Here is a 21,289-nt window from a genome sequence, read left to right as displayed (position 1 = left end):
TGTCAAGACTGGCACAACCCCTGCCACTGGCCGGGGACGTAGGTCGCGAGAGTGCTGCGCGTTCGCCGCAACGTGTCGATCTTCTCGTCCATGGTCGCCAGCTCCTGGCGAAGGGTGTGGACCAGCTCGGGGCACACGTCCCAGCTCGGCAGCTCCCCGACCGCGCACGGCAGCACCTCACGGATCACCTCCGTGGACAGTCCCGCGGCCAGCAGCGCCCTGATCTGGCGCACGGTGGTCACCGCGTCGTCGTCGTAGACCCGGTAGCCGTTGCCGCCGCGGCGGGCAGCCAGCAGGCCCTGCTCCTCGTAGTAGCGCAAGAGCCGGGGGCTCACCCCGGTCCGTCCGGACAGCTCACCGATCCACATACGACGCACCCCACCAGTCCCGACCGCAGTGAAGGCCACCTTCACTGCGTTGAACGCAGTGAAGGTGGCCTTCACTGCGGCTGGGCGGGGCCTTTAGGACTGGGCGGCTAGGCGCTCCTCGCGGTCGGCGTCGCGCAGCGCGTCGAGCACGCCGGTCAGCTCGCCGTCCAGCACCTGGTCCAGGTTGTAGGCCTTGTAGTTCACGCGGTGGTCGGAGATCCGGTTCTCCGGGAAGTTGTAGGTCCGCACCCGTTCCGAGCGGTCGACCGTGCGCACCTGGGATCGGCGGGCGTCGGCGGCCTTCGCGGCGGCCTCCTCCTCGGCGAGCGCCTGCAGCCGGGCCTGGAGCACCTGGATCGCCCTCGCCCGGTTCTGGATCTGCGACTTCTCGTTCTGGCAGGACACCACGATGCCGGTGGGCAGATGGGTCACGCGCACGGCGGAGTCGGTGGTGTTGACGCTCTGCCCACCGGGACCCGAGGAGCGGAACACGTCGATGCGCAGGTCGTTCGGGTCGATCTCGACCTCGACCTCCTCCGGCTCCGGGTAGATCAACACGCCGGCGGCCGAGGTGTGGATGCGGCCCTGCGACTCGGTCGCCGGCACGCGCTGCACCCGGTGCACGCCGCCCTCGAACTTCAGTCGCGACCACACGCCCTCGGCCGCAGCGTCATTGCCGCCCTTGCCTTTTATCGACACCGTGACGTCCTTGTAGCCGCCGAGGTCGGACTCGGTGGCGTCGAGCACCTCCGCTTTCCAGTTGTGCCGCTCGGCGTAGCGCAGGTACATGCGCAGCAGGTCGCCCGCGAACAGCGCCGACTCCTCGCCGCCCTCACCCGACTTGATCTCCATGACGACGTCGGAACCGTCGTAGGGGTCACGCGGCAGGAGCAGCTCGGTCAGCCTCGCCTCCAGCACCGGGATGCGGGCCTCGAGCTCCTCGGCCTCCTCCGCGAACGCCTCGTCCTCGGCCGCGAGCTCCTTCGCGGCCGCCAGGTCGGAACGGGCGCCGTCCAGCTCCTTGCGGGCCTTCACGATGGGAGCCAGCTCGGCGTAGCGACGGCCCAGCTTGCGTGCCAGGGCCTGGTCGGCGTGCACCGACGGGTCCGCGAGCTGTTCCTCCAGCTCGGCGTACTCGTCGAGCAGCCCCTGCAGAGCACTCGATTCCACTGGCTTCCTCTCGCGAACGGGCCGGACGGACACTGCTCAAGCAAACGGCGCCCGCCCTGCCTCGAAGGCAGATGCGGGCGCCGTCGGTGAAGCTACTTGGCGTCGCTCTTCTTGCGCTTGCCGTAGCGAGCCTCGAACCGCGCGACCCGGCCACCGGTGTCCAGAATCTTCTGCTTACCGGTGTAGAAGGGGTGGCAGTTCGAGCAGATCTCAGCGTGGATCTTGCCGGTGCCCTTGGTGCTGCGGGTGGTGAAGGTGTTGCCACAACCGCAGGTCACCTCGGTGACCACGTACTCGGGGTGAATACCGCTCTTCATGGGGTCCTCTCTCGGTGGCCGCCGGGTCCTCGCTGGGAGGTGAACCGGAGCCGGACGTCAGCGGAGTAATTCTGCCAGATGGGGCAGCGTCCGGTTGAACGCGCCCCATCCGGCGGCTATTCCTTACCTCGGTCGTCGTCAGTCGTCGTCGTTGCCCGGTGCGGTCTTGGAGACCTGCATCAGGAACTCGATGTTGGTCTTCGTCTTGCGCAGCCGGTCGAGCAGGAGGTCGATCGCCTGCTGCGAGTCGAGCGCGTGCAGCACCCGGTGCAGCTTGTGCGTGACCGCGAGCTCGTCCGGCGAGAGCAGCAGCTCCTCCTTGCGGGTACCGGACGGGTTGACGTCCACCGCGGGGAAGACCCTGCGCTCCGCGATCTTGCGGTCGAGCTTGAGCTCGGCGTTGCCCGTGCCCTTGAACTCCTCGAAGATCACCGTGTCACCGGTCGAACCGGTCTCGACCATCGCCGTGGCGAAGATCGTCAGCGAGCCGCCGTCCTCGATGTTGCGTGCCGCGCCGAGGAACCGCTTCGGCGGGAACAGCGCGGTCGAGTCGACACCACCGGAGAGGATCCGGCCGGACGCCGGGGCCGCCAGGTTGTAGGCACGGCCGAGGCGGGTGATCGAGTCGAGCAGCACCACCACGTCGTGACCCATCTCCACGAGCCGCTTCGCGCGCTCGATCGAGAGCTCGGCGACCGAGGTGTGGTCCGACGGCGGGCGGTCGAAGGTCGAGGCGATGACCTCGCCCTTCACCGACCGCTGCATGTCGGTGACCTCTTCCGGGCGCTCGTCCACGAGCACGACCATCAGGTGGCACTCGGGATTGTTGGTGGTGATCGCGTTGGCGATGTCCTGCATGATCGTGGTCTTGCCCGCCTTCGGCGGCGACACGATCAGCGCACGCTGGCCCTTGCCGACCGGCATCACCAGGTCGATCACCCGCGTGGTGAGCTTGTTCGACGAGGTCTCCAGCCGGAGCCGCTCGTTGGGGTAGAGCGGCGTCAGCTTGGTGAACTCGGGCCGCTTCTTGGCGACGTCCGGCTCGAGGCCGTTGACCGAGTCCACCCGGACGAGCGGGTTGAACTTCTGGCGCTGCTGCTCGCCCTCACGCGGCTGGCGCACCACACCGGTGATCGCGTCACCGCGGCGAAGACCGTACTTCCGCACGAGCGACAGCGACACGTAGACGTCGTTCGGGCCGGGCAGGTAACCCGATGTGCGGACGAACGCGTAGTTCTCCAGCACGTCGAGGATGCCCGCGACCGGAAGCAGGACGTCGTCCTCGCGGATCTCGGTGTCGGCGTTGCCGCCGCCCTCACCGCGGCCGCCGCGACGGCGACGGTCCCGGAACCGGCGGCCGCGGCGCCCGCCGCGCTCGTCGTCGTCCTGGCCACCGCCCGCGTTGCTGTTGCTGTTGTTGTTCTGCTGCTGGCCGCGCTGGTTGTTGTTCTGCCTGCGGCCGTCGTCGTTGCCCCCACCGCGCTGTTGCTCGGAGGAGGACTGTTCGCCGCCCCGCTGAGCCGAGTCGTCGTCGCCCTTCTGCTGGGCGCCACCGTCGGGGCGGTTGGAGCTACGACGACGGCGGCTCGGGCGGCCACCCTCGTCGGACTGCTGCTGCGGCGTGTCGCCGGAGCCGTTGTCTGACGGCGCCTGCTCCCGCTTGGCGGGGGCCTTCTGCGCGGCCTTGTCCTCCTGCGCCTGCTCCGGCGCGTCCTTCTGGGCCTTGGCGGGCTTGTCCGCCGGGGCCTTCTCGGGTGCCTTGGCCTCGCTGACGCCCTCGAGCGGCAGCGTGTCGGCACCGGCCGAGGCGGACTTCCCGCGCTTGGACTTGCCCTGACGCTCCCGAATGGCGGCGATCAGGTCGCCCTTGCGCATTCCTGTGGTGTCGCCGATGCCCAGCTCACCGGCCAGGGCACGAAGATCGGCGATGACCATGCCGGACAGTCCGCCCGGACGTCGTTTGGGCGCCGCGGCCGCACCACCAGCCTGCGGCGCCTGCTCCCCGGTGCCCGGCGCCTCGGCCTGGGCATTCACGTCGCCGCTCAAAAGATCGGTGTTGCTCACACATGTCCTTCCTGACCGGTCCACGCCTCCACGGTGGACCAGCGGACCGCCGCCCGCGTCCGAATTGCGAGACGGCGTTGTAGTACCTGGTGCGAGCGATCCGGCTGAGACATGCGAGTCGCAGCGGCGGAGCCGCCTGCACGAGGTGGGAACGACCACCGTGTCTACCGGGAACCCGCTTCGAATAAACGGAAGATGTGACCGGGAAACGATCCCAGGACCATCACCGGGTGCGGAAATGCACGGTGACCGAACGCCCCCGAGGGTAGACCGCCCGAGGTCGTGGTGCAACAACCACCCCCTGCGTGGCGTGCCTCACTGTGCCTATTGTGACCTGGCTTCCACCCGGACGCCGGTCAGGTCAACGGACAGCTCGGAGACGTCGAACCCTTCAACGCCGACCTCCCCGGGAAGTATTCCCGTCGTGGTGAGCGCGAGCACCGTCGGCCCCGCGCCGGAGACCGCGGCGGGCACGCCGTGTTCCCGCAGCTCCTGCATGAGCCGGGCGGTCGCCGGGTACGCGGGAGCGCGGTAGCCCTGGTGCAGCCGGTCGTCGGTGGCCGCGAGCAGGAGCTCGGGTCGCGCGGTGATCGCGTGCACCGCGAGCGCGGTGCGGCCCGCGGAGAACGCCGCGTCGGCCAGCGGCACGCTGTCCGGCAGCAGGCCCCTGGTCTCCTTGGTGGAGGAGCGCGTCGCGGGAACGGCGACCACGGGGCGGATGGCGGAATGCGGGTCCAGCCGCTCGGCGTGGAAGCGGTCACCGGCTTGCCAGGCGATCACGAACCCGCCGAGCAGGCTCGCGGCGGCGTTGTCGGCGTGGCCCTCGAACCCGGCGGCCAGCTGCAGCGCGGTGTCGTCCACGGCCTTGCCCGCGAGCGCGTAGCCCGCGGCGATGCCGGCGACCGCAGCGGCGGCCGACGAACCGAGGCCCCTGGAGTGCGGAATCGCGTTGTGGCAACGCAGCCGCAGCCCGGGCACCTGCACGTCGAGGTGCCTGCACGCCTTGCGCAGCGCACGCACGACGAGGTGGTTCTCGTCCGTGGGCACGCCGCTCATGTCACCGGCGCCCGCGTCGACCACCTCGACCTCGAGCCCGGACTCGACCACCTCGATCTCGACGACGTCGTGCAGGCCGAGCGCCATGCCGAAGGTGTCGAAGCCCGAGCCGATGTTGGCCGTCGATGCCGGAACGGTGATCCGCAGCCTCATGACAGTTCGAGCGCGGAGGCGACGGCACGCGGGTCCACGGCGAGTGGCTCCACCTCGACGTTGCCCTCCAGTGCCGTGGCCGGGTCCTTGAGGCCGTGCCCGGTCACCGTGCACACCACGGTGGAGCCGCGCGGGATGCGGCCGTCGGCCGCGGTCAGCAGCAGGCCGGCGACGCTGGTGGCCGACGCGGGCTCGACGAAGACGCCCTCCTTGCGGGCCAGCAGCCGGTAGGCGGCGAGGATCTTCTCGTCGGTGACGGCCTCGAAGAGGCCGCCGCTCGCGTTCTTCGCCTTCACGGCGGGGTCCCACGACGCGGGGCTGCCGACGCGGATCGCGGTCGCGATCGTCTCGGGTTCGGCGACGGGCTCGCCCTTCACGAGCGGCGCGCTGCCCGCGGCCTGGAAGCCGAACATGCGCGGCGTGTTCTCCACCACACCGTCGGCGGCGTACTCGGTGTAGCCGGCCCAGTAGGCGGTGATGTTGCCCGCGTTGCCCACCGGAAGGCAGTGGATGTCCGGGGCCTCGCCGAGCACGTCGCAGATCTCCCACGCGGCGGACTTCTGGCCGACGAGCCGCACCGGGTTCACCGAGTTGACGAGTGTCACCGGGTAGTCGGCCGCCGTCTTGCGGGCGAGCTCGAGGCAGTCGTCGAAATTGCCGTCGACCTGGAGGATGCGGGCGCCGTGCAGCACGGCCTGCGCCATCTTGCCGAGCGCGATCTTGCCCTGCGGAACCAGCACGGCGCTGGTCAGCCCGGCGCGCGCGGCGTAGGCCGACGCCGAGGCCGAGGTGTTGCCGGTCGACGCGCAGATCACGGCCCGCAGCCCGCTAGCGAGCGCGTGCGTGATCGCGACGGTCATGCCGCGGTCCTTGAACGACCCGGTCGGGTTGGCGCCCTCCACCTTCAGGTACACCGTGCAGCCGGTGACCTCGGACAGGTGCGGCGCGGGCATGAGCGGCGTGTTGCCCTCGCCCAGTGTCACGACCTCGGCCCCCGCGGGGATGGGGATCCGCGACGAGTAGGCCTTGATGATGCCGGGCCAGCCCGCCTTCACCGGAGCGTTCACCGTGTTCACGAGTCCTCGCCTTCCACCCGCATGACGCTGACGACCTCGCGAACGACGTCCAGCTTGCTGATCTCTTCCACCGTGGCCTGCAGGGCGGCGTCCGGGGCCAGGTGCGTGACGATCACCAGGCTCGCCGTGGAGAGGCGGTCGCGCTGACGGACCGCCGCGATGCTGACGCCGTGGACCGCGAAGACCTGCGCGACCTGCGCGAGCACGCCCGGCTTGTCGGCCACGTCGAGGCTGATGTGGTAGCGCGTCGGCGTCTGGCCCATGGGCCGCACCGGCAACGCGGCGTGCGCCGACTCGCGTGGGCCCCGGCCGCCCGCCACGCGGTTGCGGGCCGCGGCGACGAGGTCGCCGAGCACCGCGCTCGCCGTGGGGGCGCCGCCCGCGCCCTGGCCGTAGAACATCAGCTCGCCCGCGGCCTCGGCCTCGACGTAGACGGCGTTGAACGCCCCGTTCACGCCGGCGAGCTGGTGGCTGCGGGGAATCATCACCGGGTGCACCCGCGCCGACACCGACTCGGTGCCGTCGTCGGCGGTCACCCGCTCGCAGATCGCCAGCAGCTTCACGGTGCGGTTCAGCAGCTTCGCCGCGCCGATGTCCGACGCGCTGATGCCCGCGATGCCCTCGCGGTGCACGTCGGAGGCGGTGACCCTGCTGTGGAAGGCCAGCGACGCGAGGATCGCCGCCTTGGACGCCGCGTCGTAGCCGTCGACGTCGGCGGTCGGGTCGGCCTCGGCGTAGCCGAGCCTGGTCGCCTCGTCGAGGGTCTCCGCGTAACCCGCGCCGGTGGAGTCCATTGCGGACAGAATGAAGTTGGTGGTGCCGTTGACGATGCCCATCACGCGCGTGATGCGGTCACCGGCGAGCGACTCGCGCAGCGGGCGCAGCAGCGGGATCGCGCCCGCGACCGAGGCCTCGTAGTAGAGGTCGGCGCCCGAGGTGTCGGCCGCCTCGGCCAGCTCGGCCGCGTGCTCGGAGAGCAGCGCCTTGTTGCCGGTGACCACCGACTTTCCCTTGCGCAGGGCGGTGAGCAGCCAGCCCCGCACCGGCTCGATGCCGCCGATCAGCTCGACGACTACGTCCACATCGGACTCGACGAGCCTGCCCGCGTCGGCGGTGAGCAGGTGCTGCGGCAGCTCGGGGTGCTTGTCGGGACGGCGCACCGCGATGCCGGCCAGCTCCACCGGGGCACCGACCCGAGCGGCGAGCTCGTCGGCGTCGTCGATGAGCATGCGCGTGACCTCGCTGCCGACCGTGCCGCAGCCGAGCAGCGCTACCCGGACCGTCCGCCCGTCGAGCGTGGCCACGCTCATGACACCTCCAGTCGCAACATGTCCTCGTTCGTCTCCCGCCGCAGCAGCAACCGGTGGCTGCCGTTGCGCACGGCGACCACCGCCGGGCGGGGCTGCCGGTTGTAGTTGCTGGCCATCGAGTAGCAGTAGGCGCCGGTCGCCGCGACGGCGAGCAGGTCGCCAGGTGCCAGGGTGTCGGGCAACCAGCAGTCGCGGACCACGATGTCGCCGGACTCACAGTGCTTTCCCACGACTCGGGAAAGCACGGCGGTCACGGGCTCCGGCTGGCCGTCGTCGCTGGAGCGGGAGACCAGGCGGACGTCGTAGGCGGCGTCGTAGAGCGCGGTGCGGATGTTGTCGCTCATCCCGCCGTCGACGCTCACGTACCGGCGCACCTCGCTGTCGCCGAGCGCGACGTCCTTGATCGTGCCCACCTCGTAGAGGGTGACCGTGCCGGGGCCCGCGATCGCGCGGCCGGGCTCGCCCGCGATGCGCGGTACCGGGATGTCGGCGAACGCGCATTCCTTGCGCACGATGTCACGGATCTGCGTGACCAGCTGCGCGGGCGGCGGCGGGTTGTCCTTGTCGGTGTAGGCGATGCCGAACCCACCGCCGAGGTCCACAGTGGACAGATCGGCCAGCGCGTCGGCGCCGTGCTCCTTGCGCAGCTCCGTGAGCAGCCCGATGACGCGGCGCGCGGCCACCTCGAAGCCGTCGGCGTCGAAGATCTGCGAGCCGATGTGGCTGTGCAGGCCGACGAGGCTCAGCGACGGCGCGTTGAGCACCCTGCGCACCGCCTCGGCGGCGTCGCCGGCCGCGAGCGAGAAGCCGAACTTCTGGTCCTCGTGCGCGGTGGCGATGAACTCGTGCGTGTGCGCCTCGACGCCCACCGTGACGCGCACGAGCACCTGCTGCACCACGTCGTGCCTCGCCGCGATCTCGGCGAGCCGGGCGATCTCGTAGAACGAGTCGAGCACCACCGTGCCGACCCCCGCCTCGATGGCTGCCTCCAGCTCGGCGATGGACTTGTTGTTGCCGTGGAAGGTGATCCGCTCCGGCGGGAACTCCGCCCGCTGGGCGATCGCCAGCTCGCCGCCGCTGCACACGTCGAGGCTGAGCCCCTGCGCGGCGACCCACCGCGCGACCTCCGTGCACAGGAACGCCTTGCCCGCGTAGTGCACGAGCGCCGGGTCGTCGAACGCCTCCGCGTACTCGGCGCAGCGGGCCTTGAAGTCGGCCTCGTCCACGACGAACAACGGCGTGCCGTACGTCCGCGCCAGCTCACGGACGTCGACGCCGGCGATGCGCACGACGCCGTCCGGGGCACGGTAGGTGTTGCGGGGCCACACCTTCGGATACAGCTTGTCCAGCTCGGCCGAGGTGGAGGGCGGGAACCCCGCCTGGTCGACGTGCGGGTAGACCTCGGCGTGGCGGGGCCCCGCTGGGTGAGCACACATCTAGATCGTTACATCCGTTCCGGGGCGGAAACCCCGAGCAGCGACAGTCCGTTGGCGAACACCTGGCGAGCGGCCTCGCACAGCGCCAGGCGGGCGTGGGTGAGGGGCGTTGCCTCCTCGTCGCCCTGGGGCAGCACCCGAGCCACGTCGTAGAACTTGTGGTACGCCGACGCGAGCGACTCGAGGTAACGGGCGACGCGGTGCGGTTCGCGCAGCTCGGCCGCCTTCTTGAGCACGGAAGGGAACTCCCCGATCGTGCGGATCAGGTCGCCTTCCCTTGGATGGCCGAGCAGGCCGAGGTCGACGTCGGCCGCGCGCTCGATGCCCAGCTCGGCGGCGTTGCGCTGCAGCGACGCGAGCCGCGCGTGGGCGTACTGCACGTAGTACACCGGGTTGTCGTTGCTGTGCTTGCGGAGCAGGTCCAGGTCGACGTCCAGACTGGAGTCCACGGAATACCGGGTGAGCTCGTAACGGGCCGCGTCGACGCCGACGGCCTCCACCAGGTCCTCCATCGTCACCACGGTGCCCGCCCGCTTGCTCATCCGCACCGGCTTGCCCCCGCTGACCAGATTGACCATCTGGCCGATCAGCACCTCGACCGCGTCGGGGCTGTGCCCCATCGCGGCGGCGGCCGCCTTGAGCCTGGCGATGTAGCCGTGGTGGTCGGCGCCGAGCATGTAGATGCACAGCTCGAAACCGCGCCCGATCTTGTCGCGCAGGTAGGCGAGGTCACCCGCGATGTAGGCCGGGTTGCCGTCGCTCTTGATGACCACGCGGTCCTTGTCGTCGCCGTGCTCGGTGGAGCGCAACCACCACGCGTTGTCGGCGTGGTACAGGCTGCCCGACTCCTTGAGCTCCTCGACGACCTTCTCGACCTCGCCCGAGCTGTGCAGCGAGTCCTCGTGGAAGTACACGTCGAAGTCGGTGCCGAACTCGTGCAGGCTCTTCTTGATCTCGTCGAACATCAGCCCGACGCCGATACGGCGGAACAACTCGTGCCGCTCGTCCTCGGGCAGCGACAGCGCGCTGGGCTCCTTGCGGATCACCTCGGCGGCGATGTCGTTGATGTAGGCGCCCGCGTAGCCGTCCTCAGGCGCGGACTCGCCCTTCGCGGCGGCGATGAGGGACCGGACGAACCGGTCGATCTGCGCACCGGCGTCGTTGAAGTAGTACTCGCGGGTCACGTCGGCGCCCTGGGCGCTGAGCAGGCGGCCGAGCGCGTCGCCGACCGCGGCCCAGCGGGTGCCGCCGAGGTGGATCGGGCCCGTCGGATTGGCCGAGACGAACTCCAGGTTGATCTTGACACCGGCCAGCGCATCGCCCCGGCCGTAGGCGTCACCCTCGCTCAGCACGCGGCTCACCAGCTCGCCCTGCGCGTCGGCGGCGAGCCGCAGGTTGAGGAAACCGGGGCCCGCGACCTCGGCGGCCTCCACGCCGTCGGCCTTCGCGAGCGCCTCCGCCAGCGCCTCCGCCAGCTCGCGCGGCTTCAGCCCGACCTTCTTCGCCACCTGCAGCGCCACGTTGGTGGCGTAGTCGCCGTGCTCGGGGTTGCGGGGTCGCTCGACCGTGACCGGGTCGGGCAGGACGCCGTGGTCGAGGCCACGCGCCGACAACACTTCTACCGCGGACGAACGCACGAGGTCAGCAAGGGCGGAGGGAGTCACCAGCCGAGTGTACGGCTGGAGACCCCGCGACCCGTCCACCACCCAAGCCTCCCGACCGAGCCGCTACACGCCCTCCCGCCGGCCCGACCACCACCCCCCAAGGAGGCACTACGCGCCCCTCACGCCCTCCCGCCGGCCCGACCACCACCCCCCAAGGAGGCGCTACGCGCCGCTTACATCTTCTTCCCTACACTTCACAGCCGGTACGCGTCCGTCCTCGAGGGAAACACGGGAGCCATGGCCAGCGGCACGAAGAAAAAGGGCAGCCCGAAGAAGAACGCGGTCAAGGCAGCCCGTGGATCGGTCGTCACCAAGAAGCACACGCCGTGGGGGACGATCTTCTCCGTCGTCGTGATCCTGCTGCTCGCGGTGGGTGTGTTCGGCTACTACTGGATCGCCTCGAGCGACCAGCGGGAGCAGCGCGACCGCGAGGAGGCCGCGGCCGCCTTCGCGCCGTCGCAGCAGAACCCGGACCCGTCGAAGGACATCGAGGGCGTCGTCACCGCCGAGTACGCCGCGGGGGCGCACGTGCTGCCCACCGAGCGCGTCGCCTATGACAAGACCCCGCCCTTCGGCGGCCCGCACGACGGCTACTGGGCCGCCTGCACCGGCATCGTCTACCCGAACGCCGTGCGCACCGAGAACATGATCCACTCGCTCGAGCACGGCGCGGTGTGGATCGCCTACAACCCCGACCGGGTGCAGGGCGACGAGCTGGAGAAGCTGCGGGTGCGCACCGAGGGCAAGCCGTTCACGATGATGTCGCCCTACCCCGGTCTCGACACACCGATCTCGGTGCAGTCGTGGGGCCACCAGCTCAAGCTCGAGAGCGCCGAGGACCAGCGCATCGACCAGTTCATCGCGGCGCTGCGGCGCAACCCGAACACCTACCCGGAGGTCGGCGCCTCGTGCGACGCGCTCGGCCCCGGCGCGTTCGACCCGGACAACCCGCCGCCGTTCGACCCGTCGAAGCCGGGTCCCGACGCGAAGCCCATGGACTACCAGGGCTCCGAGGGCGCTCAGCAGGACCAGCCGATGAGCGGCACCCCGTCCGCTCCCCCGGCCGGCGGCTGATCCATGGCACCTGACGAGCACGGCGAGCTCGTCGATCAGGAGACCCCGGGCTGGTCCCGGGTCCTGATCTTCGGCGCGGCAACGCTCGCGGTGCTGTTGATCGGCGCGACGATCGGGCTCGTGCTGGCCCAGGCGGTCGGCGACGAGGAGCAGCCGGTGCCGACCGCGGGCTCCGTGGACGTCGGCTTCGCGCAGGACATGTCGGTGCACCACCTGCAGGCCGTGACCATGGCCAACTGGGCGCGGGACCACAGCACCGACCCCGCGATCGTGCAGCTGGCCTTCGACATCGCCAGCACGCAGACCGAGCAGGTCGGGCGGATGAAGGGCTGGTTGATGCTCTGGGAGCAGCCGGAGGAACCGCTCGGCGAGTACATGACGTGGATGACCGAACCCGGCGGGCACCAGCACGGCGGCGGGCCGGGCGGCGACAGCTCCGGCGGCCCCATGCCGGGCATGGCCACCGAACAGGAGCTGCGGAAGCTCCGTTCGCTCTCCGGTCGAGAGCTCGACGTCTACTTCCTGCAGCTCATGCTCCGCCACCACCAGGGCGGCACCGAGATGGCGGAGTACGGCAAGGAGCACGCGGCCGTGGGCGCGGTGCGGACGCTCGCGGACAGCATCCTCAAGTCACAGGTCCCTGAGGCGAACCTCATGCGGCAGCTGCTCGCCAAGCGCGACGCCGAGCCGCTGCCCTTTCCCTGATCGTCACCAGGTCAGCTCCTCGCAGCGCCGCGCCGACTCCCTCGGCTCGATCTGCAGGGTCGCGTGCTCGATCGAGTACTCCTGCGCCAGCAGCCGCTGCGCGGAGGCCAGCACCTCCGAGGTGTCCGCGTCGGGCGCGACGGTGAGGTGCGCCGAGGCCACCTCCATGCCCGAGGTGAGAGTCCAGACGTGCAGGTCGTGGACGTCCTCCACGCCGTGGAGTGCACTGAGCTGCCCGCTGAGCTTCGCCACGTCGATACCGCGCGGGGCGTGCTGGAAGAGGATCCGCAGCGTGCGCGCGGCGAGCGACGCGGCCCTCGGCAGCACCCACACGCCGATCGCGACGCCCACGATCGGGTCGGCGTAGCGCCAGCCGGTGAGCATCGTGACGGCCGCGCTGATCAACACGCCGACTGAGCCGACCAGGTCGGCCAGCACCTCCAGGTAGGCGCCGCGCACGTTGAGGCTCTCCTTGGCGCCCGAGCGCAGGAGGTAGAACGACACGAGGTTGGCGACGAGCCCTGCCGAGGCCGCGAGCAGCACGGGGAGGCCGGGCACGGCGGGCGGGTCACTGATCCGCTGGATCGCCTCGTACACGACGTAGGCGGCGACGCCGAAGAGCAGCAGCACGTTGCCGAGTGCCGCGAGGACCTCAGCCCGGTAGAGGCCGAACGTGCGCGTGTAGGTGGGGCCGCTGCGGCGGGCCAGCGCGACGGCGACGAGCGCCATCCCGACGCCGAGCACGTCGGTGAACATGTGGGCCGCGTCGGAGATGAGGGCCAGCGACGACGTGGCGAACCCGACCACGAACTCCAGCACCATGAACGCGGCGCCGATGACGAGTGCGGCGGCGAGCCTGCGCACGTAGCGAGCGGAGGCGCTGCCCGGCCTCGCCGGGTCGACGTGCCCGTGGCCGTGCCCATGGCCCATCGCGTCACCTCCTGGTTCGTTTCGCCGCACGAAAATATAGTCACATGCGCATAAGTGCAATACAGGTGAGGCTAACCTCGCATTACTCTACGGCGGAATTCCCCCACGCCGGGGTGAACAAACGGCGCGTACCGTCACCTCCCGTGGATGTCGCCATCGTCGGGACCGGCCCCAACGGACTGGCCGCGGGAGTGATCCTGGCCAGAGCCGGACTCTCCGTCCATCTCTTCGAGGCAGGCGACACGTTCGGCGGCGGGCTCCGCTCGATACCCCTCTTCGACTCCGAGGTCGTGCACGACATCTGCTCGGCGGTGCACCCCCTCGGCGCCGCGTCCCGGTTCTTCCGCGAGTTCGACCTCGAAGCGCGCGGTGTGGAGCTGCGCGTGCCCGACGCGAGCTACGCGCACCCGCTCGACGGCGCGCCGCCGGGCGTCGCCTACCGCGATCTGGAGCGAACCTGTGAGCAGCTGGGCCGCGACGGCGCGCGCTGGCGCGGGCTCATGGAGCCCCTGGTGAAGCACAGCGAGAGCGTGGTCGACCTGGTGCTCTCCGATCAGCGGCGCCTGCCCAAGGACGTGCTCGCTCCGCTGCTGCTCGCGCCTCGAGCCCTTCTGGGCGGCTCACCGCTGACGAGCAGGCTGTTCGCGGGGCGCACGGCGCGGGCCCTGCTCGCCGGGGTCGCGGCGCACTCGCTCGGCAGGCTGCCGAGCCTGCCGGGCGGCGCGGTCGCGATGCTGCTGGGCCACCTCGCGCACGCGAGCGGATGGCCGCTGCCGAGGGGCGGCAGCCAGCGCCTCGCCGACGCGCTCGTGGCCGACATCGAGGCGCACGGCGGCACCTGTCACGCGTCGACGCCCATCGAGGACCTGCGGGAGGTCGGGCAGGCGAAGGCCGTGCTGCTGAACGTGAGCCCGAAGGTGTTCCTCGACCTGGCGGGTCCGCGCCTGCCTGCCCGCTACCGGCGTCGCCTCGGGCGGTTCACCCACGGCCCCGGGTCGGCGAAGGTCGACTTTCTCGTCTCCGATCCAGTGCCCTGGCGCGACCCTGAGGTGGGCAGAGCGCCGACGGTGCACGTCGGGGGCGACGAGCGGGAGGTCTTCGCCTACGAGTCCGCGGTGCAGCGCGGAGAGCGGCGAGGCGAGCCCTTCGTGCTGCTCGTCGACCCGGCGGTGGCCGACCCGGACAGGGCCCGCCCCGGCAGGCGACCGCTCTGGGCGTACTGCCACGTCCCCAACGGCGACCCGGTGGACCCGACGGAGGCGATCACGGCCCGCATCGAGCGGTACGCGCCCGGCTTCCGCGACACGGTGCTCGAGAGCCGGGCGATCACGGCCCCGGAGTTCGAGCGGTACAACCGCAACTACGTGGGCGGCGACATCGCGGGCGGAGCGGTGACGGTGCCGCAGATGCTCGCCAGGCCGGCGCCGCGGGTGAACCCGTACGCGACGCCGCTGCCTGGCGTGTACCTGTGCTCGGCGTCGACGCCCCCTGGCCCGAGCGTGCACGGCATGGCGGGCTACCACGCGGCGCGTGCCGTGCTGCGCAAGGAGTTCGGCATCCGCACCCTCCCGGCCCTCGAACCGGGGCCGCCGGTGAGCCCGGGAGGGATGGTGCGCTAAGCTGCACAGGTCGCACGGCGATGGGCCCTCGTAGCTCAGTGGATAGAGCACTGCCCTCCGGAGGCAGGTGTCGCAGGTTCGAATCCTGCCGAGGGCGCCCAGATCGTTTTGCGGGTGCAGGGCCTCGACCAGCGGAAACGCCGGTCGAGGCCCTTTAACGTCTCACCCGGCGGTCTCGACCTGCCTGCGCACCATCTCGGTGATCCAGATCGGCGCGAACGGGGACGTGCAGTTCGGTGGGGTCGGGTAGTCCTTGAGCACTTCCAGGCGTTCGCCGACGTCGATGGCCCTGGCCCGGTGCTCGGCGTGGTCGATCCCGATCTGGGCCAGGCAGTGGTTCATCGCCCACTGCAGGCGGTCCGGGGCGGCCTTCATCTCCGCCTCGATGACGTCGAGCAGTCCCGCGAGATCGAGACCCTCGGGCTTCTTCGCCACGCGTTCGGTGGTCAGCGCCCAGCCGGCGCTCGCGACCACCGGATCAGGGTCGGCCGACCAGTCCAGGCGCAGCCCTTCGGCATGCGGGCTCTTCTTCACCACGTAGTTCACGAGCCAGTCGTGCACCTTGGGGCTGCGCGCCTCGCGCACCATGGCATCCAACTCGGCACGCTCGAACGCCTTCGGACGGCAGATCAGGATCGCCAGCAGCCTTGCCGCGGTGTCCTTGGTCTCCCACAGCTCGCGCGCGAGGTCCTGCTGGGTTCTCAGCCGCTTCGCGAGCGCGCGCAGCTTGCTGAGGTTCACGCCGTGATCGTCACCGTGCCTCTCGTTCACCGCGCGTGCCTTCGGATCCTCGAGCGCGGCCAGCTCGGCCATCACGTCGGCCACCGTCGTCTCAGCCACCTGAACCTCCACCCCTCACGGTCCGGGAGTACCGCCGTCAGTCGCGGGTGCACTTCGCCGTCGAGCCAGTGTCGCATCGTTTCGTTGAACAGCGCGACGTCCTCCACGTTCCAGATGTGGTGCATCCCAGGGGCAACGTGGATCTTCGCGTGCGGGGCGGCGGCCCGGATCGCGTGGAGTGAGCGGCGCGTCGACTCCGGTTCCCGTTCGCCGACAACGGCCAGCAGCGGAGCCGTGGAGTCGGCCAGGCCGGTGGGAACCCCGCCCGCGGTCACGTCGGCGAGCACCCGCCGGGCCGTCTCCCTCGACACGCTCAGGCCGTGTTCCACATACGTCTTCCTGCCATCCTCGGGCAGCCGGAACGCCGCCGCTTGCGCTTGCCAGAACCAGGGGGCCTTCCAGAGCAGGAGTTGCAGCTTCGCGGTCGCTCGCACCGTCGCCCCCAGCGGCGACACCATCGCGCCGGTGACGAACAGGCGACGCACCACGCGCGGATGCCGGGCCGCGAGGTGCAGCGCGACGATTCCGCCGAGCGAGAGCCCGACGACGTCGACAGGAGGCGTGATCCGCAGCGCGGCAAGGCGGTCCGCGAGACCGTCGGCGACTTCGGCCATGCCGGGCCACACCTCGCCGGCGTGCGCGCCGAATCCCGGGAGGTCCGGTGTGACGACGAGCCGGTCGCCGAGTGCCTCGACCTGAGGTGACCACATCCAGCTCGCCGCGGCGTTGCCGTGCAGCATGAGCACGGGAGGGGCAGCCGTGCTCATGGCCGGTCGGTGCAGCTCCGCGAAGTCCGTCACGTCAGCTCCTTCTACACATCGGCAAGCCAGTCCAGTTCGGTCCGCACCTGGGCGATCCCGTAGTCCAATGTGGCCAGACGCAGCCGGGCCCGCCGGTCGGGCGGGTCCGGCAACGAGCGCCGCATCTCCTCCAACTCCGCCAGCAAGGACTCGGCGTCCGCACGTCGCGCCGCCAGCAGTTCCTCCACTTGCGACTCCGGGAGGCCGCCGGAGAAGAAGAGCCGCGCCAGGAAGGCATCGCGCTCGGGTTGCCGTTCGAGCTTCGACGTGAGCCAGTCGTTCAGGACCTCGCGGCCCCGCTCGGTGATGTGGTGGACCTGGCGGGCAGGGCCGCCGACACCGGGTGCGGTCTCGACGGCGGCCAGGCCGTCCGCGGTCAACTGGGACAGCGTCCGGTAGATCTGCGCCTTGTCGGCCTGCCAGAAGTACTTGATCGTGGTGTCACAGTGCCGTTTGACCTCGTACCCGGTCATCGGTGACAGATCGAGCAGGCCGAGTATCACGCGCGCCAGAACCATGGCTCCAGCATTCCAGCTAACTAGTAGACTTGTCCACTACTCCAGCCGCGGCCAGGAGAGACCGAGCAACAGACTCCCGGCGGAGGGCACTAGCTATGGTGGGCGGATGGCGTCTGTCAAGCAGTTCCAAGTCACCTTCGACTGCGCAGAACCTGAGCGCGTCGCTCGTTTCTGGTGCGACGTGCTGGGTTACGTCGTGCCGCCGCCACCGGACGGGTTCGCCTCCTGGGAAGACTTCGATCGCTCGCTGCCGCCTGAGCAACAGGGTTCGGCGTTCGCCTGCGTCGACCCCGCAGGTGTCGGCCCGCGGCTGTTCTTCCAGCGCGTTCCCGAAGGCAAGGTCGTGAAGAACCGGCTGCATCTTGACGTGCGGGCCGGCACGGGGCTCGTGGGTGAAGAGCGCCTCGCCACACTCGAGGCCGAATGCGCACGGCTGGTCGCGCTCGGCGCGAAGCGCGTGCGACTACTGCGTGCCGATGGCATCAACGAGTCGTGCATCGTGATGCAGGACATCGAGGGCAACGAGTTCTGCCTCGACTGACGCACCCGCATCTGGGCGGCACGGCCGACGTTCGTCCGTAAATCGGTTCGACGGCTCCGCGGAGTCCTGCCAGAGTGGCACGCCATGAGGCACGCTATGAGCAACGCCGAGCTGCTGACCGCCGAGGACGTGCGGCTCATGCAGCGTCTGGCGCAGCGGGTCACCGCCGCACGCCCGGATCTGGTGAACAGTGACGCGTCGTTCGGCGAGCTGGCCTGGAACTGGGGCAGGGGGCATGCCGACCACGGCGCGACCTGGCCGCGTCAGCTGTGGTTCTCCGGCGGGGAGCTGGTGGCGTGGGCCTGGGCCTTCCTTCCGCACCAGGTGAGGCGCAGCGACGGGTCGGTCAAGGACATCACCGGCGCCTACCTGGCGTATCAGGTCCACCCCGACCACGCCGAACTGGTCGACGAGGTGATCGACTGGTACGACGCCACGGCGGACGACGTCGATCGCACGGTGCTGCCGAGCATCGCCGACGAGTTCGCACTGGCCCGATGGGCGGCACACGGCTACGAGACCGACCCGGCTTCGCTCGGCGACACCGGGAACTGGACCCAGCTCAACGTTCGGGACCTCACCGACGTGGAAGAGCCGAAGCTGCCGGCCGGTTTCCGGTTCCGCACCGCCGACGAGGCCGGACCGGAGGCCGCGGTCCAGGCCCATCAGGACGCCTGGGCTACCACCACGTACACGGCCGAGAGTTACGAGGGCGTCCGGCGGACGGCGGCGTATCGTGGCGACCTGCACGTGCTGGTGGAGGCTCCGGACGGAACGATGGCGTCCTCGACGATCATGTGGCTCGACGAAGCGAACAAGACCGCCGAGTTCGAACCCGTCGGAACGCATCCGGGCTACCGGCGGCTGGGACTGGGCAGGGCGATGCTCCTGCACGGCATGCAGCTGGCGCGAGCCGCCGGGGCCACTCAGGTGACGGTCGCCTGCCTGGGTGCGCCGGGGCATCCCCAGGCGCGCGGGCTGTACTACAGCGTCGGGTTCCGGCAGTTCACGCGGGATGCCCCGCTCATCAAGACCGCGGGCTGAGGACTGAGCAGCCACGGATTGGAATGTGCGCCCCGCATGCCGGGCGCACATCGTCCACTTCGGACCCGGCAGGCGCCGTCGCCGATGGCACACGTTCGCGCGAGAAGGACACGCATGGCCGCGACCGCGGAGAAACATCTGGTGTACTGCTGGATCAACGCGCGGGAACGGTGCTGTTCCTGCGGCGCGCGCCGGGGACCTTCCTCGGCGGCAACTGGGAACTGCCCGGCGGCACCGTCGAGCCCGGCGAGGACCCCGAGTCGGCCGCCGTCCGCGAGATCGCCGAGGAGACCGGGCTCGCCGTGACGGTGACCCGCGAGCGCGGCAGCCACACCTGGATGGACGTCACCGGCCGGAATCCGCGCGTGCACGCCGTCGTCTACGAGGCGCGGGAGCCGGGCGATGCGGAGGTGGTGCTCAACCCGGCCGAGCACGACGACCATGCCTGGCTCTTCCCCGCGCAGGCGTGCGGTCTGCCCATGGCGGCGCACTTCGTGGAGGCGCTGCGCCTCGGCACGGCCCGGTAAGGTCGGCGGTGATGAGCTCCCTGATCCGCGAGGCGAACCCCGCCGACATCGATCCCGCCACCGAGACCCTGTGCGCCGCGTTCGCCGACTACCCGTTCACCCGCCACACCATCGCCGCTGACGACCATCTCGACCGGCTCGCGCGGATGCAACGCCGGTTCCTCAGCCGGATCGGCCTGCCCCACGGCCGCGTGTGGGTGAGCGACGACGCCGGGGCCGTCGCGGTCTGGACCACGCCTGCGTCGACGGGCATCGGGCGCGTCTTCACCGAGCTGGCTCCCGAGCTGGCCGCCATCGCGGGCGACCGGGCCGCGATCGCGGCGGCCACCGAGGCCGCGCTGGCACCGCACCGGCCCACCACACCCAGCTGGTTCCTCGGCACCGTGGGCGTGCGGCCCGATCGGCAAGGCCGAGGGCTCGGCAGGGCGGTGATCGAGCCGGGGCTGCGCGCCGCCGAGGCCGAGGGGGTGCCCGCGTTCCTGGAGACGTCGCTGGAGGGCAACGTCACCCTCTACCGCAAGCTCGGCTTCGAGGTGGTCGCTGAGATCGAGCTGCCACACCACGGGCCGAGGACGTGGGCCATGAGCAAGGAGCCCTAGATTTCCCGGAGCGCGGCTCCCACGGCCGCGACGCCCGCCTGGATGTCGCCCACCGCGTTCGCCGCGTAGCCGAGCACCAGTCCCGGCGGCCCTCCGCGCTGGCTGTGCCACGACAGCGGCTGCACCTTGACGCCCCGCGCAAACGCCGCCGCGGCGAGGTCGGTGTCGGAGAAGGACCCGGCGAAGGTGATCATCAGGTGCAGCCCGGCCGCCGCGCCGTGCACGACGGCGCCCGGCAGGTGCCGCTCGATCGCCGCGATCATGGCGTCTCTGCGACGGACGTGGCGACGGCGCAGCAGGCGCAGGTGCCGCTCCAGCTCGCCCGACTCCATCAGCTCGGCCAGCACCAGCTGCGGCAGCGCGGCGTTGCCGAGGTCGGCATCGCGTTTGGCCGCGGTCACCGCCTCCCGGTAGCGCGTGGGCGCCAGCAGCCAGCCGACGCGCAACGCGGGCGCGAGCAGCTTCGACACGCTCCCGGCGTAGCAGACATGCTCAGCCAGCGTCGCCCGCAGCGCGGGCACGGGCGGGCGGCCGTAGCGGTGCTCGGCGTCGTAGTCGTCCTCGATGATCAGCCCGCCCGCCTCGGCCCACTGCCGCAGGCCGCGCCGCCGGTCTCCGTCGAGGACGACCCCGGTCGGAAACTGGTGCGCCGGGGTCAGCATCACCGCGGGATGGCCCGCAGCGGTCAGCTCGTCGACGCACAGGCCCGCGGCGTCGACCCGCACCGGCGGGGTCTCCAGCCGCCAGCTCCGCAGGTGCTGCCGGGCCCCGAGCGAGCCGGGGTCCTCCACCGCGACGGTGGTGATCCCGTTGTCCCGCAACACCTGCGCGAGCAGGCCGAGTGCCTGCGCCACGCCGGCGACGACCACGACCTCCGCGGGGTCGACCCGGATACCCCGATAGCGCGCGAGCCAGGTGGCGACGGCCGTGCGCAGCGCGGGCGTTCCCCTCGGGTCGCCGTAGCCGAAGTCGGCGGGCGCCAGGCGGCCGAGCACGGCCCGTTCCGCGCGCAGCCACGCCGAACGCGGGAACGCCGCGAGGTCCGGCACTCCCGAGGACAGGTCGATCCGGGCTCGCGCGGTGCGCAGCGTGTCGAAGACGTCGACGCCGGGCGTCACCGGGAACGGCGTCGGCGGCTCCGGCGGGGACGCCGACGGCACCGGCGCCAACGGAGCCGACACGACGACGGTGCCGGCCCGGCCGCGCCCCACGACATGCCCGTCCTCGGTCAGCCGCTGATAGGCCTCGGTGACCACGCCCCTCGACACGCGCAGGTCCGCCGCCAGCACGCGCGTGGCGGGAAGCCTGCCGCCGACGGGCAGGCGGCCGTCGGCGATCGCGAGCCGCAGACGCTCGGCGAGCCACGCCGCCCGGCCGCCCGCGGGAGCCTGTGCGATGTCCAGCTGCAGGAAGTCGGAGCCCGGCGACGTTATGGACCCCTTCGATGGCCTGCCTTTGGCCCTACTCATCGGGCCATT

21 protein-coding genes and 1 tRNA gene are annotated in these 21,289 nt (G+C 70.9%); 8 read left to right on the top strand and 14 right to left on the bottom strand.

Annotation, left to right across the window (positions count from 1 at the left end; translation table 11 throughout):
- Positions 1–2 precede the first annotated feature (2 nt).
- From DI005_RS25065 to argS, 9 genes are all read right to left on the bottom strand, one after another.
- Positions 3–368 carry a MerR family transcriptional regulator gene (locus DI005_RS25065; protein ID WP_113643791.1) on the bottom strand — a complete coding sequence of 122 codons (366 nt, stop codon included), beginning with the start codon at positions 366–368 and terminating at the stop codon, positions 3–5.
- A gap of 93 nt (positions 369–461) precedes the next feature.
- Positions 462–1,538 carry a peptide chain release factor 1 gene (gene prfA, locus DI005_RS25060; RefSeq protein ID WP_112271136.1) on the bottom strand — a complete coding sequence of 359 codons (1,077 nt, stop codon included), beginning with the start codon at positions 1,536–1,538 and terminating at the stop codon, positions 462–464.
- A gap of 92 nt (positions 1,539–1,630) precedes the next feature.
- Positions 1,631–1,855, bottom strand: coding sequence for a 50S ribosomal protein L31 (rpmE, locus tag DI005_RS25055; RefSeq protein WP_112271135.1), 225 nt, complete (start codon positions 1,853–1,855; stop codon positions 1,631–1,633).
- 138 nt (positions 1,856–1,993) lie between these two features.
- The gene (gene rho, locus DI005_RS25050) at positions 1,994–3,919 is read right to left on the bottom strand and encodes a transcription termination factor Rho (RefSeq protein ID WP_112271134.1); all 1,926 of its coding nucleotides are present in this window, start codon (positions 3,917–3,919) and stop codon (positions 1,994–1,996) included.
- A gap of 324 nt (positions 3,920–4,243) precedes the next feature.
- Positions 4,244–5,128, bottom strand: coding sequence for a homoserine kinase (thrB, locus tag DI005_RS25045; protein WP_112271133.1), 885 nt, complete (start codon positions 5,126–5,128; stop codon positions 4,244–4,246).
- Entirely contained in the window at positions 5,125–6,204 is a 1,080-nt protein-coding gene (gene thrC / locus DI005_RS25040; RefSeq protein WP_112271132.1) for a threonine synthase, read from the bottom strand. The genes thrB and thrC overlap by 4 nt, the downstream gene beginning before the upstream one ends.
- Entirely contained in the window at positions 6,201–7,514 is a 1,314-nt protein-coding gene (locus tag DI005_RS25035) for a homoserine dehydrogenase (RefSeq protein WP_112271131.1), read from the bottom strand. Before DI005_RS25035 ends, thrC begins: the two co-directional genes overlap by 4 nt.
- On the bottom strand, positions 7,511–8,950 hold the full coding sequence (gene lysA, locus DI005_RS25030; protein ID WP_112271130.1) for a diaminopimelate decarboxylase: 1,440 nt from the start codon (positions 8,948–8,950) through the stop codon (positions 7,511–7,513). The genes DI005_RS25035 and lysA overlap by 4 nt, the downstream gene beginning before the upstream one ends.
- A gap of 8 nt (positions 8,951–8,958) precedes the next feature.
- Positions 8,959–10,614, bottom strand: coding sequence for an arginine--tRNA ligase (gene argS / locus DI005_RS25025; protein WP_112271336.1), 1,656 nt, complete (start codon positions 10,612–10,614; stop codon positions 8,959–8,961).
- Positions 10,615–10,851: 237 nt separating this feature from the next.
- Between argS and DI005_RS25020 the strand changes: the two genes are divergently transcribed.
- On the top strand, positions 10,852–11,688 hold the full coding sequence (locus DI005_RS25020) for a DUF3105 domain-containing protein (RefSeq protein ID WP_113643789.1): 837 nt from the start codon (positions 10,852–10,854) through the stop codon (positions 11,686–11,688).
- Positions 11,689–11,691: 3 nt separating this feature from the next.
- On the top strand, positions 11,692–12,393 hold the full coding sequence (locus tag DI005_RS25015) for a DUF305 domain-containing protein (RefSeq protein WP_113643787.1): 702 nt from the start codon (positions 11,692–11,694) through the stop codon (positions 12,391–12,393).
- A gap of 3 nt (positions 12,394–12,396) precedes the next feature.
- Here DI005_RS25015 and DI005_RS25010 read toward each other — a convergent pair whose 3' ends face one another.
- Positions 12,397–13,323 (bottom strand): cation diffusion facilitator family transporter, encoded by a 927-nt coding sequence (locus DI005_RS25010; RefSeq protein ID WP_113643785.1) that lies wholly within the window; start codon positions 13,321–13,323, stop codon positions 12,397–12,399.
- Between the two features lie 143 nt (positions 13,324–13,466).
- Here DI005_RS25010 and DI005_RS25005 point away from each other — a divergent pair, with 143 nt between their 5' ends.
- Both DI005_RS25005 and DI005_RS25000 read left to right on the top strand, forming a co-directional pair.
- Entirely contained in the window at positions 13,467–14,942 is a 1,476-nt protein-coding gene (locus DI005_RS25005; protein ID WP_233520309.1) for an NAD(P)/FAD-dependent oxidoreductase, read from the top strand.
- A gap of 24 nt (positions 14,943–14,966) precedes the next feature.
- Positions 14,967–15,039 (top strand) — tRNA-Arg (locus DI005_RS25000).
- Positions 15,040–15,104: 65 nt separating this feature from the next.
- Here DI005_RS25000 and DI005_RS24995 read toward each other — a convergent pair.
- Genes DI005_RS24995 through DI005_RS24985 form a run of 3 tightly spaced genes read right to left on the bottom strand, consistent with a single transcriptional unit; the run spans position 15,105 to position 17,100 of the window.
- The gene (locus tag DI005_RS24995) at positions 15,105–15,755 is read right to left on the bottom strand and encodes a DNA alkylation repair protein (RefSeq protein ID WP_113643845.1); all 651 of its coding nucleotides are present in this window, start codon (positions 15,753–15,755) and stop codon (positions 15,105–15,107) included.
- The gene (locus tag DI005_RS24990) at positions 15,755–16,582 is read right to left on the bottom strand and encodes an alpha/beta fold hydrolase (RefSeq protein WP_113643782.1); all 828 of its coding nucleotides are present in this window, start codon (positions 16,580–16,582) and stop codon (positions 15,755–15,757) included. Before DI005_RS24990 ends, DI005_RS24995 begins: the two co-directional genes overlap by 1 nt.
- Before the next feature lie 11 nt (positions 16,583–16,593).
- Entirely contained in the window at positions 16,594–17,100 is a 507-nt protein-coding gene (locus tag DI005_RS24985) for a PadR family transcriptional regulator (protein WP_113643780.1), read from the bottom strand.
- Positions 17,101–17,206: 106 nt separating this feature from the next.
- On the opposite strand from DI005_RS24985, the gene DI005_RS24980 reads away from it, so the two are divergent.
- The 4 genes from DI005_RS24980 to DI005_RS24965 all read left to right on the top strand — a co-directional run bounded on the left by DI005_RS24980 (position 17,207) and on the right by DI005_RS24965 (position 19,811).
- Positions 17,207–17,641 (top strand): VOC family protein, encoded by a 435-nt coding sequence (locus tag DI005_RS24980; protein WP_112271087.1) that lies wholly within the window; start codon positions 17,207–17,209, stop codon positions 17,639–17,641.
- A 96-nt stretch (positions 17,642–17,737) separates the two neighbouring features.
- Positions 17,738–18,685 carry a GNAT family N-acetyltransferase gene (locus DI005_RS24975; RefSeq protein ID WP_113643779.1) on the top strand — a complete coding sequence of 316 codons (948 nt, stop codon included), beginning with the start codon at positions 17,738–17,740 and terminating at the stop codon, positions 18,683–18,685.
- 170 nt (positions 18,686–18,855) lie between these two features.
- Positions 18,856–19,212, top strand: a complete 357-nt coding sequence (locus tag DI005_RS24970; RefSeq protein WP_233520308.1) for an NUDIX hydrolase — start codon at positions 18,856–18,858, stop codon at positions 19,210–19,212.
- Between the two features lie 11 nt (positions 19,213–19,223).
- Entirely contained in the window at positions 19,224–19,811 is a 588-nt protein-coding gene (locus DI005_RS24965; RefSeq protein WP_199543209.1) for a GNAT family N-acetyltransferase, read from the top strand.
- On the opposite strand, the gene DI005_RS24960 is transcribed toward DI005_RS24965, so the two are convergent.
- Entirely contained in the window at positions 19,808–21,280 is a 1,473-nt protein-coding gene (locus tag DI005_RS24960; RefSeq protein ID WP_199543208.1) for a PLP-dependent aminotransferase family protein, read from the bottom strand. The two genes, DI005_RS24965 and DI005_RS24960, sit on opposite strands and share 4 nt — an antisense overlap.
- Positions 21,281–21,289 lie beyond the last annotated feature (9 nt).

Origin of the sequence: Prauserella sp. PE36, assembly GCF_003311655.1 — a bacterium.
GTDB classification, from domain to species: domain Bacteria; phylum Actinomycetota; class Actinomycetes; order Mycobacteriales; family Pseudonocardiaceae; genus Prauserella_A; species Prauserella_A endophytica.
Note: the sequence above shows the minus strand (reverse complement) of the source record. Positions and strands in the feature narration are given on the sequence as shown.